Origin of the sequence: Methylocaldum sp., from assembly GCF_035627495.1 — a bacterium.
Classification (GTDB): domain Bacteria; phylum Pseudomonadota; class Gammaproteobacteria; order Methylococcales; family Methylococcaceae; genus Methylocaldum.
This window is the reverse complement of sequence record NZ_DASPLO010000100.1, coordinates 1-17439: the sequence shown is the minus strand read 5'-3', so window position 1 is coordinate 17439 and position 17439 is coordinate 1. Positions and strand designations below refer to the sequence as shown.

Sequence of the window (17439 nt, the reverse complement as noted above, 5' to 3'; positions counted from 1 at the left end):
CAAGGCTGGGCAACGCACCGTCGAGGCGATTGGGGACGCCATCGGCGAACTGTTGAATCAGCTGACTCCGGCCGAATGCACGAACTACTTCCGGAACGCCGGTTATGCCGTATAGCCGACGTGAAAATGCTCTAGCGTTATGAGTTCGAATTTTTTGCGCATAGTCCGGTTGATCACCTTTAGTCGAAACTTGAACTCCCTCATTAACGCTCTCAGCAAGAACATCTATCCCTCGGCTGCGGGGCCGAGAGCAGCCGTTGTCACATCCTTGGCGAAGTTAGCATTCGAATCCAGTAACCGGCATTTCTCATGATTTCTCGCATATTCAGTCATAGGATTGGCGTTCCGGTAATTTTGTCTCTGATCAGTCTGATCCTATTCACCGGGCTTAGATCGGTGCTATTAATCCAGAGCTTTCCGGATCTTCCGCACGAGACGATTACTTTGCTTGTCATCTATGCCCAAGGATTGCTTTACGATGTCGTTGTTTGCATCTGGGCCTTTGCGCCGCTTGCCATTGTTTTGGAAATCATGCCGGAGCGGGTCTACCACACGGTCGTCCACCGGCACCTCATGTTCGCCTTGGCAGCCGGGCTATTCTTCGGTATCGGCTTTATCATGGTTGCCGAGTGGTTGTTCTGGCAGGAATTTTCCGCTCGCTTCAATTTCATCGCCGTCGACTATTTGATCTATCGGCGTGAAGTCGCCGGCAACATTTCCGAATCCTATCCGCTGGTCGCGATTCTCTCGGCATTGGTCATCGTTGCCTTGATCAAGCTCTATTGGGTGCGGGGCGGACTGCGCCGCGCGCTGGAGCAACGCACTCCTCCACGGCAGCGGGTGGTCTCGGCTATTTCCGCAGCTTTGCTTTTCGTCGGCGCGTTCTGGTTTAACGGTGATATGTTTGCCCCGTTATCGGCAAACACCTATGTTGATGAGCTCGCTCATAATGGCCTTTTTCAGTTCTTTTATGCATTTCGCCACAACCAGCTCGATTATGAGCGTTACTACTCGGTCGAGGACCCGGCCACGGCTTCCGAGCTACTTCGCGCCCAGGTATTGCTTCCGGGAGAGCGATTTACCGGCAGTGAGCTATTCGATGTGACACGTCAAGTGTCACCACCCGAGGCCGAGCGGAAGCTCAACGTCATACTGATTACCGTCGAAAGCCTGAGCGCGGATTATCTCAGCGCTTTCGGCAACTCGGAAAACCTGACGCCGAATCTGGATCGATTGGCGAAAGAAGGGCTTTTGTTTACCCGGTATTACGCGACGGGCAACCGCACCGTCCGCGGCTTGGAAGCGGTTACGCTCGGAATCCCGCCGACACCGGGCAATTCAGTCATCCGCCGTCCGGATAACGCCAATTTGTTCTCGTTGGGTTCTGTGTTCAGTGCCAAGGGGTACGACGTGAAATTTCTGTACGGCGGGTACGGCTACTTCGACAACATGAACGAATTCTTCGCATCGAACGGCTACGACGTGATCGATCGGGCGCTCTTGGCTCAAGACGAACAGGGTTTCGCCAATGTTTGGGGGGTCGCGGACGAATATCTTTATCTGCGGGCCTTGCGAGAGGCCGACCGAAGCCATGCCGCAGGCAAGCCATTCTTTTCGCTGCTCATGACCACGTCGAATCATCGGCCTTATACCTTCCCTGAAGGTCGGATCGACGCGCCACAGAAAAAGCGTGCGAGTGTCGTTCGCTACACTGACTGGGCTATTGCGCACTTTATCGAAGAGGCGCAAAAGCATTCATGGTTCGGGGATACCGTATTCGTAATCGGGGCCGACCATTGTGCCGGCAGTGCCGGCAAGAATGCGGTGCCGTTACTCCGCTACCATATTCCGCTCATTGTTTACGCGCCTGAGCACGTCGCGCCCCGTCTCATCAATCAAGTAACCAGTCAGATGGACCTTCCGCCGACGGTACTCGGTTTGCTCAACATGCATTACACCAGCCGCTTTTACGGCCGAGATATTCTGCGTACACCGCCGGATCAGGGGCGTGCTTTGGTAGCCACATACCAGCGTGTGGCGCTTTACGAGAAAGATCGGTTGACGGTCCTCTCGCCACGCCGCGCGGATGAGATTCATATCGATCCGCTGGGCAGTGACATCGTGCAACCGTTGGCGTTTGATAAAGCGGCAGGCGCGCGCACCATCGCTTGGTACCAAGGCGCCTCTTGGGCGCTAAAACATGGTCTGTTATCGGCGCTGCCGCCATCAACACACACGTCGACGGTCGTAGCGAAAAAATCCCGGCCGCGTAATTCCGGAAGTTGATGTTGCTACTGCTGCATCTAGCGCTGCCGCTTGGCGTTTTAGCGTTATCCCTCATTTTGGTGGAAGTGAACGGTTGGGATGTCGCGCTAAGCGATCGGTACTTCGATGCCGCGACTGACACCTTTCCCATGCGGCACGATGTCGTGTTCGACCTCCTTCTGCACGATGCCGCTAACTGGGTGCTGCGTGGCGTGGCGCTTGCCACAGTCCTTTTACTGATTGCCTCGTTTTTCCTCCGCAGACTCGTAATTTGGCGACGAGCGCTCGTCTACTTGCTGGTTTCCACGGGAATCTCGATCGGGAGCGTGGCTTTGCTCAAGCAGCACACAACTCCGGCATGTCCTTGGTCGGTCGAACGCTATGGCGGCACTGTGCCACATTACGCCTTTACTGATCTGCGTTTTGTATCCAAGACCGAAGCCGGACGTTGTTGGCCGGGCGGTCATGCGGCCGGCGGATTCTCGCTGCTGGCACTCTATTACGTCGTCCGTGTTCGGCGGCCCCGCACTGCATCAGTGGTTCTTTTGTTTGCCTTCGTCTTTGGTTGTGGCTTGGCTTGGAGCCAGGTCGTACGCGGCGCGCATTTTCTCTCTCATAATCTTTGGAGTTTGGCGATCTGTTGGACGACCGCCACCATTTTGGCGTGGAGTATGGGAGTGAGGCCAAAAGACGGATACGGCGAATCCGGCACGCGCAGAACTCGTCCGCCGATGAGAGAAAAATGTTGCGCTCCGTGACGTTGGCTGACCATCGGGGCGATCTCCATCGATAGGAAACATCGCCCGGAAGTCATGAGCCGGACATGGTTTAAATCCACCAGTCTGACCGGTGGGCTTGAACCAGCCCATGCTCGCTGGACTCGCAAAAGAGAAAAAAATTTTTAGTAATCAAAAATATACAAAAAAAAGTAGGTTTGGCACAGAAGTCGCTTTGGTAGAGTCAGTATAACTTTGCGAAAACGACTATGGCTTCAACCCAAGCTTTGCGCCGGGTGCCGCGAACCGGCCTGCCGGGGCTTTTGGATCATTGGCGATCGGATCTCGTATCTGGCTTTCTGGTGTTCCTGATCGCTTTGCCTTTATGCCTCGGCATCGCCATGGCCTCGGGCTTTCCGCCGATGGCCGGCATCATCAGTGCGGTGATCGGCGGGGTGCTGGTATCCCGGATCAACGGTTCCTACGTCACTATCAACGGTCCCGCGGCCGGGTTGATCGTGGTGATCCTCTCGGCGGTGCAGTCCCTGGGCCAGGGCAATGCCCTGGCCGGCTACCGCTGTACCCTTGCCGCCATCGTGGTGGCGAGCGTCCTGCAAATCCTCATGGGCTTGTTCAAGGCCGGGAGGCTGAACGCCTATTTTCCAGCGTCGGTGGTGCGCGGCATGCTGGCCGCCATCGGGATCATCATCATGGCGAAGCAAATCCATGTGATGCTGGGCGTGAAGCCGGAGGGGGGCGAAATCCTCTTCGCCATCACTCAAATTCCCCAGAGCCTTGTGGACGCCAATCCGGAAATCGCGTTGATCGGGTTGCTCGGGCTCGCCATTCTAATGATCTGGTCGTGGGCCAGGAACCCTTATCTCAAGATGATTCCCGCACCCCTGATCGTGGTCGTCGTCGGCATGGCCTTGGGCCGGTATTTCGACCTGGATCACGAGCACGTGTATCTGTTTCTGCCGCAGGAGGAATTTCTGCCGCACCACGAATACACGGTAGGACCGAAGTTCCTGGTGTCGATCCCGGAGAACATCCTGGCGAGCTTTTACTTCCCGGACTTCTCCAAGATTGCTACGGCAGAGTTCTGGGGAGCGGTCGTCTCGATCTGCCTGGTCGGGAGTCTCGAATCGCTCCTGAGCGCGACGGCCGTGGACAAGCTCGATCCCTGCAAACGCTACTCGGACCTCAACCGGGATCTGGCCGCGGTGGGCGTCGGCAATTTGATCAGCGGCGCCGTCGGCGGTTTGCCGATGATCGCCGAGATCGTCCGCTCCTCCGCCAACGTCAACAACGGCGCCAAAACCGACTGGGCCAACTTCTTCCACGGCCTCCTGCTGTGCCTGTTTGTGGTGTTTTTCCCCCGGCTGATCCACGAGATTCCCCTGGCGTCCCTGGCCGCGCTTCTCGTTTACACCGGCTTCCGGCTGGCCTCGCCCAGGGAGTTCCTCAAGACCATGGATATCGGCCGGGAACAGCTGGCGCTCTTCTGCATCACCATCTTGGGCGTCTTGGCCACCGATCTCCTGGTAGGCGTCTTCATCGGCATCGTCGCCAAGCTGGTGATCCACGTGTTGCGTGGGGTGGACCTCGAGAACCTGGTCACGATCAATTACAGGGTGGTGCAAACCGCCCCGGACACCTATCACGTCAAAATCAGCGGCTCAGCGATCTTCTCCAACTTCATCGGCCTCAAGAGCGAGGTGTCGGAATTGCCGGGCGGCCGGACAGTGATCTTCGATCTATCGGATGCCTATCTCATCGACCACACGGTGATGGAGTTCATCGATCACTTCCGCCACGACTATACCGAGCGTGGCGGCCGCTGCGAGATCCGTGGCCTCGAAAACCATCAGCCTTATTCGGATCATCCCCTCGCCGCGCGCAAGCGAAAAACGGTCGACGGAGAGCCCTCGGCTCAACAGATTGGCCTCAAGACCGCCAAAAGCCGCTGATCCGGAGAAGCCGAACCATGTCTTTGTTCCTAGCCTACTTCTCGGTCCAGTGCGCCCTGATCAGCCACGGCGCCGCGGTAGACCAACTGCCGTATCGGCGTGTGCCTCGACGCGCTACACGGACATCCTGTTGGCGAAGGGCTCAGTATGCCGTGCTGTCCACCTACGAGGACATCCCCAATCCGAAGTGGGTCGTGGCTATCGGAGCCTCCGCCTCGGACGGCGGCGAGTTCGGAGAATCCGATGCCAGTTGCGGAGCGGTCTCCAATGTGATTCCGGTCGATTTCGCCATCGCCGGGTGTCCGCCGCCCCCGGTCGATCTGCTTCGCGGTTTGTTGTCCTCGCCGGCGTACGAAAACAAATGATCCCTGTACCGATATCTCCGATGTCCGTTCCGTTGGTCCGGTTCGCCGAACCCCTTACGAAGGCACTGGAAACCAAATACCAGGCCGAATGCATCATCGCCGCGCTGCTCCATAACCCGCGGCGGCGGATCGAATTGGATTTCGCCGGCATCACCTATGTAAGCCGGGCATTCGGCGACGCCTTTTTCCGGCTCGCCGAGTGCGAACTTCCGGAAACCTGGCTGGTGCCCCGACATTACGACCATCCATGCCCATGCCTAGTCCACAGACTGGTGAGCCGCTTGAAGCAGTTGCGTGAAGAGACCTGGATCAGGGGATGCGAGCGCTTTATCACTGGATCCGATGTTCAAGTACCAGGGAAATCGTGGTAATCGACATTCAACGGCTCGACAAGAGCAAGGGTTTGGTGGAGAGCGGCGCCACGACACAAGCCTAAACCGTCCGGTCCAGCCGGCACTATTCTCGTCCAACTTGGCTTTTGAGCCGCTCAGAATCCCACGCTGACGGGGTCAGACGCGCACGCTGATTAACGCCTATCAAGGTAAGCTCGAAACCGATCGCCGTTGTCATAGGCCTGTAACGAACCCACCGCACTATGACATCTGCGCTATGCCGCCTCCAGCGCCAGCCGGGAATCATTCTCTCTCGGCCTCTAGCAAAAGAACAAAAATTTCAATATCCTATGCGGTCCCTTTAAGACTGGACTCATGGCGAAGCACGCTTAACCGAGAAGATGGAGCGAAAGGCGGTGGGTACGTGGAATGGGGAGTACGTGGGCATCGACAGGTGGTGAATTCAATCGGGCCCATCGAAACGCCGCCCAGCTTGATCGGGATTAACGGTCTCCGTCAATAGCAACGCGAGCGCCCATATCAACGGACCAATATACCCGGTGCCCCCTAAAGTTATCCTTCGGAAAAGTTTTTTCAAACCCCTAGAACACAGACATGACAGATCTATCGCATTATAGAAACATCGGCATATTTGCTCACGTGGATGCAGGTAAAACCACAACGACCGAGCGAATTCTGAAGCTCACCGGCAAGATCCATAAAATCGGCGAGGTTCACGACGGTGCGGCGACGACGGACTTTATGGAACAGGAGCAGGAACGCGGCATCACCATTCAGTCCGCGGCGACGACCTGCTTTTGGAAACAGCACCGGTTTAATATCATCGATACCCCCGGCCACGTCGACTTTACGATCGAGGTGTATCGTTCCCTTAAAGTTCTTGACGGCGGCATCGGTGTTTTCTGCGGTTCGGGCGGCGTTGAACCGCAATCCGAAACCAACTGGCGCTATGCCAATGATTCCGAAGTTGCCCGCGTGATCTATGTCAATAAGCTCGATCGCACCGGTGCCGACTTCTTCCGCGTCGTCAAGCAAATCGAGGACGTGCTCGGTGCCTATCCCTTGGTGATGACCTTACCGATTGGCCGTGAAGATGATTTCTCCGGCGTGGTCGATCTGCTGACCCGCAAAGCCTGGATCTGGGATAACTCCGGCGATCCCATGAATTACGAGATCACGGATGCTCCCACCGAGATGGCCGCTGACGTCGAATCTTGGCGTGAGAAATTGGTCGAAAAAGCTGTGGAGCAGGACGACGAGGTACTGGAAAAGTATCTTGACGGTGAAGAACCCGATATCGAAACCCTCAAGCGTTGTATTCGCAAAGGCACCATCAAACTGGATTTCTTCCCGACCTTCTGCGGCTCGTCCTTCAAGAACAAAGGCGTGCAGCTGGTGCTGGATGGGGTGGTCGATTACCTGCCGAACCCGACGGAAGTCAAGCCGCAGCCAGAAGTGGATCTGGAAGGCCACGAAACCGGCAACTTCGCGATCGTCGATCCCAATAAGCCCTTGCGCGCCTTGGCGTTCAAAATCATGGACGATCGCTTTGGGGCCCTGACCTTCCTCCGCTTGTACTCGGGGAGGCTCGAAAAGGGTACGACCGTCCTCAATACGTTCACCGGCAAAACCGAGCGTATCGGCCGTATCGTGGAAATGCATGCCAATTCACGCCAGGAACTGGATGCCGCCCAAGCCGGCGACATCGTGGCCGTGCTCGGCATGAAGAACGTTCAAACCGGCCATACCTTGTGCGATCCCGACAAGCCTGCAACGCTGGAACCGATGGTATTCCCCGATCCCGTCATCTCCATTGCCGTGTCCCCCAAGGACAAGGCCGCCAACGAGAAAATGGGCATCGCACTCGGCAAAATGGTTCAGGAAGATCCCTCTTTCCACGTCTCGACCGACGAAGAGAGCGGCGAGACCATCCTCAAGGGCATGGGCGAACTTCACCTGGATATCAAGGTGGACATCCTCAAACGTACCCACGGCGTGGAGGTTATCGTCGGCAAACCGCAAGTGGCTTACCGCGAGACCATTACCAAGCGCGTCGAGGACGAATACACCCACAAGAAGCAAACCGGCGGATCAGGCCAATACGCCAAGATCAACTACATCATCGAACCCGGCGAGCCGGGCAGCGGTTTTGTCTTCGAATCCGCCGTCACCGGCGGCAACGTGCCCAGAGAATACTGGCCGGCGGTCGACAAGGGATTCAAGAGCATGCTGGACAAAGGCGTGTTGGCGGGTTTCCCGTGCTTGGATTTCAAGGTCGTTCTGACGGACGGTGGCTTCCATGCGGTCGACTCGTCCGCCATCGCGTTCGAAATCGCGGCAAAAGCGGCTTTCCGCCAGTCCATTCCCAAAGCGGGCCCCCAATTGATGGAACCCATCATGAAGGTCGACACCTTCACGCCGGATGCGCATGTCGGTGATGTCATCGGTGACCTGAACCGTCGCCGCGGCATGATCAAATCCCAGGATGCGGGTGCCTCGGGGGTTCGCATCAAGTCGGAAGTGCCGCTGAGCGAAATGTTCGGCTATATCGGCGACCTGCGCACCATGACCTCGGGACGTGGGCAGTTCTCCATGGAGTTCTCGCACTACATGCCGTGCCCGAAAAATGTGGCGGATGAAGTCATCAAGGAAGTGAACGAACGGAACAACGCTAAATAGCTGTCGTTCGGTCGGAGACCTTGAGTTGGCGTTTCAAGGTCTCCTTCAACCTAATTCATTAGCCATGAGTGCAGAGAGCGCCGTTCGGCCATCTTGATGAGCCGAATGGCGTTCCCGGCTCGGACAGTGTGCCCCCCCTCAAAGTGACGCCAAAGGAAAGACGGGAGATCGGCGAATACTCCTCGAAGATCCCTCTTATCTCCTGCCCTTTCCGCACGTCACGACCCGTCGATTCCCCAATCCAGTTTTTCACTACCGGCTGATCCGGGTAATTCGAGGAATTGCCTCGTCGCCCACTACCAGCATCGCGTATTGCGTTTGGGCCTTGTCCAGGAGTGTTATCGGCAAGAAGGAAACAGCACGCCGGGGCTCGATCGAGTACGGCGTGCTGCGCCGTGAGGGCTATAGCGTCTTCAGGAATTCGACCAGGTCCCAACGCTCGTTGTCGGTGAGCCCGGTCCCATAATCGTGTCCCGAATTAAGATTTCCGGGCAGGCGCGTATCGAACCTGAAAGCCTGCGGGCCGCGCCTCGATTCGAATCCGACCGCTTCCGGGTCGAACTCGTGACTACCCACGTAGAACACCTGTTGGCGTTCGGCGGGCGGCAACAACAACTGATACAGATTCGCCACGGAGCCGTTATGCAGGTAGGGCGCGGTGGCCCAAATACCGTCCAGGGGACGGGCGCGATAGGCCAGGAGATTTCTCGGTGCATAGGGCGGCAATCCGGGTGCCTTGAGCCGGTAGCCGATCAGCTCGGCGAATTCGGCCTGGGTGAATGGCGGTTGGGCACTCGCGATGCTGTCGGAGAACGCCATGCCCACCGATATCGATAATAGGGCCGGAGCCGGCAATTCCGCAGCGCCTGTGAAAGGTGCCGGCAGCAACGGCGCCAAGCCTCCGGTGGAAACCTTGCGTGTGGCAAAGTTCAACGCCATCAAGGGGTCGGTACCGATATCGCTCAGGCCGGTCATCCAGGTCTTAATGAAACTGACACCGAAGAGGTTTTCTCCTGGCGGAGTCATGGGATACTGGCCATTCGCGTCCGGGAGACTGTGGCAGGACTGACAACTAGGTTCGCCGTCTCGCGTTGCCGTGTACAGGGCACGGCCCCGTGCGGCCTTCTCCTGATCGATCGGGCCCAGCAGAGTTTCCGGCCATTTAGGAGCCGCCAGGGTTCCCACCAGGCGCTCGAGCTCGAACAACTCCCTGGGGCGGGCGGAACTCTTTCCCAAATCCGCGACGGGTCCGGTGAGCGTCACGTGTCCGAAGGTGCCCAAAACCTCGCCCACGTTGCGTCCGAAAGGATTGTTGGCGGAACCGTTCCACTGTACCCAGTCCATGCGCGGAGAGGTCCACAGGAACGGATAGCTGACCGGAGCGTCCGGCACTTTGACGTTGCCCGGCTGCTGGAGATCGCGGCCGAACACTTCGTTCATGATGATGCCGAAGGCGTCCACGCGCCCGTAACCATAAGGGTGAGTCGGGGTGCTGCGGGTGGAAAACCCGGAAATCCAGGCGAGCTGCTCCTCAACCCGTGCCCGCAGCGCGGCCTTGTCGGCCTCGCTTGGATTGGGCAAAACCGCCTTGGCGAAACGCTCGAATTTTTTCGGCCGATCCAAGGTTGCCTGTAATGCCTCGATCAGGCTCGTGTTGAGAGCCGTGAAGTCTCCCAGGGTGGGCGCACCGTCGATGCGGATGTGCGTGTTCCGGTAGCTGATTTCGCCGGTATGACAGGCGGCACAGGTGAGACCCAGCCAGTCCTCCCCGCCTTCGACCGGCTCTTTGGCGAAGCCGATGGGCAATCCGTCCGGGTTGGCGGCCGTGTAGGCGTCTTCGTCGGCAAGATAACCCAGCTTTTCGATGTGTTTGGGGCTGTTGAACGGCTTATTCTTGTCGGCCTGCTCAAGGGCCAGGAACCAGGCATAGGGAAGCAGGTAAGAGCCTTGCGGGGTGAAATAAAAGCGGCTCCGCTCGTCGCCGCTCCAGTTCTGGTTCAGATAAACGGGCTGGTCGCCCCCGGAGTTCGCGGTGCCTGCCTGGGCAGGCCCGGTTAGCACAAGTCCCAGCAACCCCAAGGTTATTGCGCGTAATTGCATCGTTGTTCCTCAACTTTTTTTGGTGTGAATATCTCTGCCCTTGCTTTGGCCGGATCCGGAGCCGGAGTTCCCTTGGCAAAGGCGCACGATTGGTGAGTGCTAACACGGGAGAACAGTTGTATCCCCGGAAGTACGCATCTCACGAAAACTCAGTTCATCACGGAGTGCGCGCTTGAAACAAGGAATTATTACCGAAGTTTAGGAGGAACAAACGGAAATCCTGTGGGCATTCCGTTTTCCAAAGCCGACCGACCTCAATTCACTACACGGCCTCCCGGTGGCGGACAACCGGTTGGACAGGACTTCACGACGACGCGGTCGCCCAATGGGGTCTGGGTGAGCGATCTGACCTACATTCCGACCGGCGAAGGCTGGTTGTGCCGGGTCGACCACAAGGACCAGCTCCTGGACCTGTCGAAGGGTTCGATAGGCTATCGGGATAGGCTCTAAATGTACCCGCTCCACCAACGCCTTTGGTTTCTTGCCTTAACTCCGGCAAACCAGCGGCAGAGCGGATACAGCATCAGCACCACGCCCAGCCAAACCTCGTAAACCATCGGAAGACTGACGCCCCAAGGCTCGGGAAAGCGAGCAAACGAGGTCAGATAGGAGGCTATGTCCTCGTCTTGCCAGTACGCCACGATGAGGACCAGTCCATGTATGAGATAGAGATGCGCCAGATAAAAAAATAAGGGAACGCGTCCGAACGTCACGAAGAATTTGGCCAATCGACCGGAGCTCCTTTGAAACACGGTTATCGCGATTAAGGCGGGCCCTAAGGTCATCAGCAAATAGAGCAACGAGGGGGGATATTTATGGGTGTTGAGAAATGATAGAACCGAGTACAGGGTGTCCCGCTGTATCGACCAGGGACCGGGATCGCCATAAACATTGGTGGAACGCAACAGGACGAAAGTGGTTATCGACGCGATTCCAACCCCGAGCGGCAGCCATTGTCTTACCGTCCGCGGCATCAGCAAAACCGGCGCGAACGCATAGCCCAGCATCATGACGCCAACCCAGGGAATGAGGGGATAGGAAATCGGCCGATGCGGGATGTGCAGAAAACTGACCAGCCAACCAAATCCACTCAATGAGCCGTCGCTGTGCTTGAAAGTATCAAGACTGACGCTATCCGCCAGGTTATGGGTCGCAATCATCCCGACACCCAGAACAGCCAGCACAGGCAGGGGTAAGTAAATGAGTCCGGCCATAATCACCATCGACCACCCGATTGCCCAAAGGACGCCCAAATGGAGTCCGCCATAATCGAGACTAAAGGTCCAAGCCAGATGCACCGCGGTCAGTTCGAGTAACACCAGCCACAAACCGCGCGTGAACAGGTAGCGGGCGAGCCCGAAGCGGCTTGTGCCTCGCGTGGTTGAGAGAAAAGCACTGGTGCCGGCCAAGAAAATAAAGGCCGGCGCACAGAAGTGGGTAATCCAGCGGGTAAAAAACAGACCGATATTGGTGTGGCCGAGATCCGTCGGGCTGAAAGTGGCATCGGTGAAATACCAGCGCACATGATCCAGCGCCATCAATACCACAACGAGCCCGCGCAATCGGAGACGTGCATGTTTTCCTTATTGCCACTGCCATGTCTAAACCCGTAGAGGGTAGAAATCGATCCGGGGGGCGTTCCTTCATCGCTCCTTGTCCTGCCCAGTATCCAATCCGAAGAACGGTATTCCCTGCGCCAGCGGCAGCGTCTCGCCCCAGTTGAGGGTATTGGTCTGCCGCCGCATGTACGCCTTCCAAGCGTCTGAACCCGCTTCCCGCCCGCCCCCGGTGTCCTTTTCGCCACCGAAGGCTCCGCCGATCTCCGCACCCGATGTGCCCACGTTGACATTGGCGATGCCGCAGTCGCTGCCTAAGACCGATAAGAACCGCTCGGCCGATCTGAGATTTAGGGTGAACAGCGCCGAAGAAAGCCCTTGCGACACACTATTCTGCAGAGCGATCGCCTCATCCAGAGTGCGGAAGGTCATCACATAGAGGATCGGAGCAAAGGTTTCCCGCTGAACGATGTCCCAGTGGTTTTCCGCCCGGATCAAGGTCGGCTCGACAAAGCAGCCACCGGGGCGGTCGTCGAGCACCCGTCCGCCGTAGAGCACCTCGCCTCCCCGGGTTTGGGCTTCATCGATGGTCTTCCGGTACGCCTCGACGGCCGCCGAACCGATGAGAGGCCCCATGAGAGTCGCGGGGTCCAGGGGATCACCGATCCGCACTTGGCCGTAGGCCCGGACCAGGCGCTCGACCACTTCGTTATAGAGGCTCTCGTGGACGATCAACCGCCGAATGCTGGTGCAGCGCTGGCCGGCCGTCCCCACGGCGCCGAACAGGATGGCCCGGATCGCTAGATTCAGATCGGCGGTTTCGTCGACGATGACGGCGTTGTTGCCGGACAGCTCCAAGAGGCTCCGCCCCAAACGCTCGGCGACTTTCACCGCCACCTGGCGACCCACGGGCGTGGAGCCGGTGAAGGAGATCAAGGGCAGCCGCGTATCCCGGACGAATCGATCGAGCAGTTCCGAGTTTTCCGGCAAGAAGGTGGAAAAGACGCCGGGATAGCCCATCTCCGCCACGATTCGATCACACAGGCGCTGCACCGCCACGGCGCAAAGGGGCGTCTTGGGCGAAGGCTTCCAGACCACCGTATCGCCGCACACCGCCGCAACGAAGGCATTCCAGGACCACACCGCCACCGGAAAATTGAAGCTGGTGATGACGCCCACCGGCCCCAAGGGATGCCACTGCTCGTAGAGACGGTGCTCGGGGCGCTCGGAAGGCATGGTGATGCCGTACAGCATGCGCGACAGCCCGACGGCGTAATCGGCCATGTCGATCATCTCCTGCACCTCGCCATCCCCTTCCGCCTTGATCTTGCCCATTTCTAGAGCCACCAGGCTGCCCAGCGCATCCTTGTGCTCGCGCAGGACCTCGCCGATCCGGCGAACTAGCGCGCCCCGCTCGGGTGCCGGGACCAGGCGCCACTCCTCGAAGGCTCGCCGGGCTTCTTCCAGCACGGTTTCGTACTGGGCTTCCGAGCACAGCGTAACCGCTGCGATCGGCTCGCCGGTAGCCGGATTGTAGGATGTCAGGAGCGGAGCGTCGTGGACGTCCAGCCACCCGCTGTAGGCGGCATAGCTGCCGATGTTGACGTCCTGAAGTTGCAGAGTCTCGAGCAGCCGATCCCTGGAGGCATTCTCGTGGGCGCTCATGGGAATCTCCGGATTTGGGAAAAAAGCGATTGCTCCGTTTAGATTCGGGGCGGCCGGGAGAGGTTCAGATCGCCGAAGATTCTCAACCTTCCGAGGACCGCTTGTTTTTGCCGGCATTTTGTATGCGATCAAAAAAGCCCTGTCGCCCGAATAGCGTTCCCAGGCACCGAACGACTGAAAGCGCGAGAGCGCGGCGGCGTGAAAATCGGTTGCCTCGGGAACGAACATCGAGAATCATTGCGGCATCGCTGTCGCCCGGTCTCGGTCCAAGACGGACCAGTGGCGATGAAAGGGTTGCTTCCAAGCCGACTATGGCCGCAGGCAGCGAACCGAACACAGTAGATGGAGGCGTTTCTGCTCGAACGGGAAGATGCCGACTCTCGGTTCGACGACGCCGGAGATGCGTGATGACTCGTTCATGGAATCCCTTCCCAAAAACTCAAGAATGTCGGTCTAAAGGCCTTGATGTCCCTAAGCGTGGAATAATGGGATCAGGAAAAAACGTCGTCACGAGCCGATCTGAAACGATCATCGAGGTGCAGAGGCATGCGTTTTACCGTTCGATCCCGATTTGAACCGAGCACTTCCCTAGCGAAGCGCCTGAAACGCTCGGCCGTGTTGGCGGCTCTGCTGGTCTCGGCGGTGGGCTGCGCTTCGCGGCCGGGTCTGTGGTCCTCCGGTCGGTGGGTGGACCTCACCCATTCTTTTTCTGCCGCAACCGTTTACTGGCCCACTGCGACGCCTTTCCGTTTGGAGCCGGTGTTTGTCGGGACGACCAAAAAGGGCTTTCATTACGAAGCCTATCAGTTCCGGGCGGCGGAACATGGCGGCACTCATCTGGATGCCCCGAATCACTTTTCCGCGAACGGACTCGCGGTCGATCGGATTCCGCTCGACCGGCTGATCGGTCCCGCCGTAGTGATCGACGTATCGTCCAAAGCCGCGGAAAATCCCGATTACCGGGTGAGCCTTGACGATCTTGCCGTCTGGGAAGAAGGCCACGGGCCGATACCCGAGCAGGCGATCGTGTTGCTGCGCACCGGTTACGATCGGTTTTGGCCGGACCCGGTCAAGTATTTGGGCACCGCCGAGCGGGGCGAGGCGGCGGTGGCGAAACTCCACTTCCCCGGTCTGGACCCCGAGGCCGCGCGCTGGCTGGCCCAACAGCGCCGCATCAAAGCCGTCGGATTGGATACGGCGAGCATCGATTACGGGCAGTCATCCCATTTCGAAACCCATCGGATCCTCTCGCAAAAACGCATTCCGATCTTCGAAAACGTCGCCCGGCTCGGCGAATTGCCGGCGACGGGCGCCGTGGTGGTGGCCTTGCCGATGAAGATCGAAGGCGGCAGCGGTGCGCCCCTCCGGATTATCGCGTGGGCGCCTGAAAAGAATCGTTAGAGCATTTTCTGGTCTCGTGTAGCGCCCGCTATTGCGTGCATTACAGGTTTTAGTCCCCGTTCGGACGCCCCGAGCATCGGAGCCTGGCACCGGAATCGCCCAACGGGGCGCGGCAGGGCGAGGCGGATAAGACGCGTGTCGGTGAACACGCGTCCCGCCGAGCGGGTTCGCCACGGACGGCGAACCCCGGCCTTCTTGGCGATGCAGGATAGCATCGCCAAGAAGCCGCGCGGCGACCGAGGCACACGGAGGTGCCTTCGGTCGGCCCCGGTGCCGGACGAGACGCGCAGGATTAGGGCGTTCGCCGGGTGGCCTTTTCTTTGGTTCCTTTCTTTTGGCCAAGCAAAAGAAAGGAACCCGCGTGCGGGGCGGCTCCCCGCTTTCAAACGAGTGGCCGCCTTCGGCGGCACCTTTAGGTAAGGCGGCTTTCCAATCCATGCCGCCGCTATACCGTGGTGAAAAACGCGCTAGCGCGACCTACAAGGCATCGCGCGGCGAATGGCTCTGGAACGATGCCGGTGACGCGTTTTTTCATCGCTCTTTGTCCTGCCCGGTATCCAATCCGAAGAACCGTATTCCCTGCGCCAGCGGCAGCGTCTCGCCCCAGTTGAGAGTATTGGTCTGCCGCCGCATGTATGCCTTCCAGGCGTCTGAACCCGCTTCCCGGCCGCTCTGAGATTCCGGGTGAACAGCGCCGAAGACTCTCAACCTTCCGAGGGCTCATTTGTCCAAATAGGTAGGCCGGGATAAGCCTGTCCTGAGCGCGGTCAAAGGGCGCTAGCGTTTCCGGCAAATCCCGGTTAGACATGGTATCCGCCGGGAACCGATTAGCGCCCCTTCGTCTGGGCTCAGGACAGGCTTATCCCGGCCTACCTAGGCGCTCCACAAAGGCAGAGAGGTCTTGAGATGTCCAGCCTACATGATGATTTTGCCCGCACCCTGGTCCGCGAGGTACTCGCCGGCCCGACTACCCTCCGCGCCGATCCCGATCATCCCGGCAAGCTTTTAGCGCCGCGTCCCGACGGCCAAATGGCCAGCATCGATCTGACGCCTTTCGAGGCGGAACCGCAACCGATGACCGCCGGCCATTATTTTCATGGGATCAGAACCGTCGACGGGCTCTTAGCGGCCTATCGGGAAGCTCGGCAATCCAAACCGTTCGAAGCGGATCTGCCGGGCGCTTGCGAACATGTGGATCCTTATGCCCGCGAGTTTCTGGACGGCGTGCTGGCTCGTGCCCGGAGTTTTCTGACTGATCCCGAGGCGAAGCTGATCGGCGATTGGGTCGGCCAGTTCGATGTCTATGTGGCGGTCAAGGCCATCGAATCGCTGCTGTACAGCCAGGCCGACCTGACCTTGCTGAAGATCGCGCCGCGCCTGGACTGGACGGTCCATTTCGATCATCTGGCGATCCGCTGCGGTTCGTCGGCCCACGGCGATGCGGAACGGGTCGTGGAGAACCTTCGCCGGCATCACGGCTATGTGCCCTCGCAGGTCGAAGGCGAAGATTTCTATCAGTTCGAAGACGGCTGGAACGCCTACCTGCTCTACAAAATCCTGGAAAACGGCCAGGTACTGCGGCTGTTCATCGACCAGTCCGATGCCGATAATCCTACCCAGATCATCCAGCACTGGAACCACGTCTACGGCTACACCGCCCATCATCTCGCGATACGGGCCACGCGTTTCGAGGAAGGCCGCCGCGTCGCGGTCGGCTTGTCGAAGCTGATGCACACCATGGAGGCGGAAGGCGTCGGCATCATGACCCCGACGGGAGACTACACCGACCGGCTGCTGCTCCAGGTATTCACCCGGCCCGAACGCAACCGGGACATTCCGGAACGGATTCGGGAGGTCTTGAGGACTTACAGCGCGGAGCTGGAAACCGTCATCGAGAACGCCAAGCTCCTGGAACTCCTGTCGCGCCGCGAGATGAGCCCCGATCTAGCCGAGAAGTTCTTCGCGCTCTATGACATTCCTTACGAGGCGGACAATCCGCTCCATTCCGCCCCTATCTACAACTACTTCCTGCCGGAACAGGCGGCCCACGTCATTCGTACTTCGGTCCAAACGGCCGCCTAGTGAGGAAACGACGTCATGCGGAACGTCTGCGTCCCGGGCGCCGGCACTATCGTGCCCTGATTGCCGGCCTGTTTTCCCGAACCGGCGACTACACCGTTCAGTTAGCCGATTATGATGAAAACGCCCTGCAACGGGCCATGCAGTAGGTAGATACCGTCTTGGCGGTCACGATGCAAGCGCATACTGAGGATTGAAGGGCTGACCGGATTTGAGGACGCCGTAGGCAAGAACGAGGAGTTTGCGCATGGCGGCACAGGCGATGACTTTGCCGTTCTTGCCTTGCGCTT

At 58.6% G+C, this 17439-nt stretch carries 11 protein-coding genes and 1 pseudogene; 9 read left to right on the top strand and 3 right to left on the bottom strand.

Translation table 11 applies throughout. The annotated features are described in order from the left end of the window. Positions 1-309: 309 nt before the first annotated feature. The 6 genes from VEB01_RS08510 (at position 310) to fusA (ending at position 8348) form a co-directional block, all read left to right on the top strand. Entirely contained in the window at positions 310-2286 is a 1977-nt protein-coding gene (locus VEB01_RS08510; protein WP_324874543.1) for an LTA synthase family protein, read from the top strand. Next, a complete protein-coding gene (locus VEB01_RS08505) occupies positions 2286-3023 on the top strand; it encodes a phosphatase PAP2 family protein (protein WP_324874542.1) in 738 nt (245 codons plus the stop codon). Before VEB01_RS08510 ends, VEB01_RS08505 begins: the two co-directional genes overlap by 1 nt. 227 nt (positions 3024-3250) lie before the next feature. Continuing rightward, positions 3251-4951 carry a SulP family inorganic anion transporter gene (locus VEB01_RS08500; protein ID WP_324874540.1) on the top strand — a complete coding sequence of 567 codons (1701 nt, stop codon included), beginning with the start codon at positions 3251-3253 and terminating at the stop codon, positions 4949-4951. 17 nt (positions 4952-4968) lie between these two features. After that, a complete protein-coding gene (locus VEB01_RS08495; RefSeq protein ID WP_324874538.1) occupies positions 4969-5316 on the top strand; it encodes an NADH-quinone oxidoreductase subunit B family protein in 348 nt (115 codons plus the stop codon). 20 nt (positions 5317-5336) lie between these two features. Then, positions 5337-5687, top strand: a complete 351-nt coding sequence (locus tag VEB01_RS08490; RefSeq protein ID WP_324874537.1) for a hypothetical protein — start codon at positions 5337-5339, stop codon at positions 5685-5687. 576 nt (positions 5688-6263) lie between these two features. Continuing rightward, positions 6264-8348 (top strand): elongation factor G, encoded by a 2085-nt coding sequence (gene fusA, locus VEB01_RS08485; RefSeq protein WP_324874535.1) that lies wholly within the window; start codon positions 6264-6266, stop codon positions 8346-8348. 402 nt (positions 8349-8750) lie between these two features. On the opposite strand, the gene VEB01_RS08480 is transcribed toward fusA, so the two are convergent. After that, complete coding sequence (locus tag VEB01_RS08480) at positions 8751-10448, bottom strand: di-heme-cytochrome C peroxidase (RefSeq protein WP_324874533.1); 1698 nt, start codon at positions 10446-10448, stop codon at positions 8751-8753. A 256-nt stretch (positions 10449-10704) separates the two neighbouring features. On the opposite strand from VEB01_RS08480, the pseudogene VEB01_RS08475 reads away from it, so the two are divergent. Further along, positions 10705-10847 (top strand): annotated as a pseudogene (locus VEB01_RS08475) (IS3 family transposase); the annotation flags it as partial. 47 nt (positions 10848-10894) lie between these two features. Here the strand turns inward: VEB01_RS08475 and VEB01_RS08470 are convergent. Next, positions 10895-12010, bottom strand: a complete 1116-nt coding sequence (locus tag VEB01_RS08470) for an acetyltransferase domain-containing protein (RefSeq protein WP_324874531.1) — start codon at positions 12008-12010, stop codon at positions 10895-10897. Between the two features lie 81 nt (positions 12011-12091). After that, complete coding sequence (gene amaB / locus VEB01_RS08465; RefSeq protein ID WP_324874529.1) at positions 12092-13669, bottom strand: L-piperidine-6-carboxylate dehydrogenase; 1578 nt, start codon at positions 13667-13669, stop codon at positions 12092-12094. Between the two features lie 546 nt (positions 13670-14215). Here amaB and VEB01_RS08460 point away from each other — a divergent pair. Together VEB01_RS08460 and VEB01_RS08455 are read left to right on the top strand one after the other, a co-directional pair. Beyond that, positions 14216-15070 (top strand): cyclase family protein, encoded by an 855-nt coding sequence (locus tag VEB01_RS08460; protein ID WP_324874527.1) that lies wholly within the window; start codon positions 14216-14218, stop codon positions 15068-15070. A gap of 906 nt (positions 15071-15976) precedes the next feature. Continuing rightward, positions 15977-17152, top strand: coding sequence for a hypothetical protein (locus VEB01_RS08455; RefSeq protein ID WP_324874525.1), 1176 nt, complete (start codon positions 15977-15979; stop codon positions 17150-17152). The last annotated feature ends 287 nt before the right edge of the window (positions 17153-17439 follow it).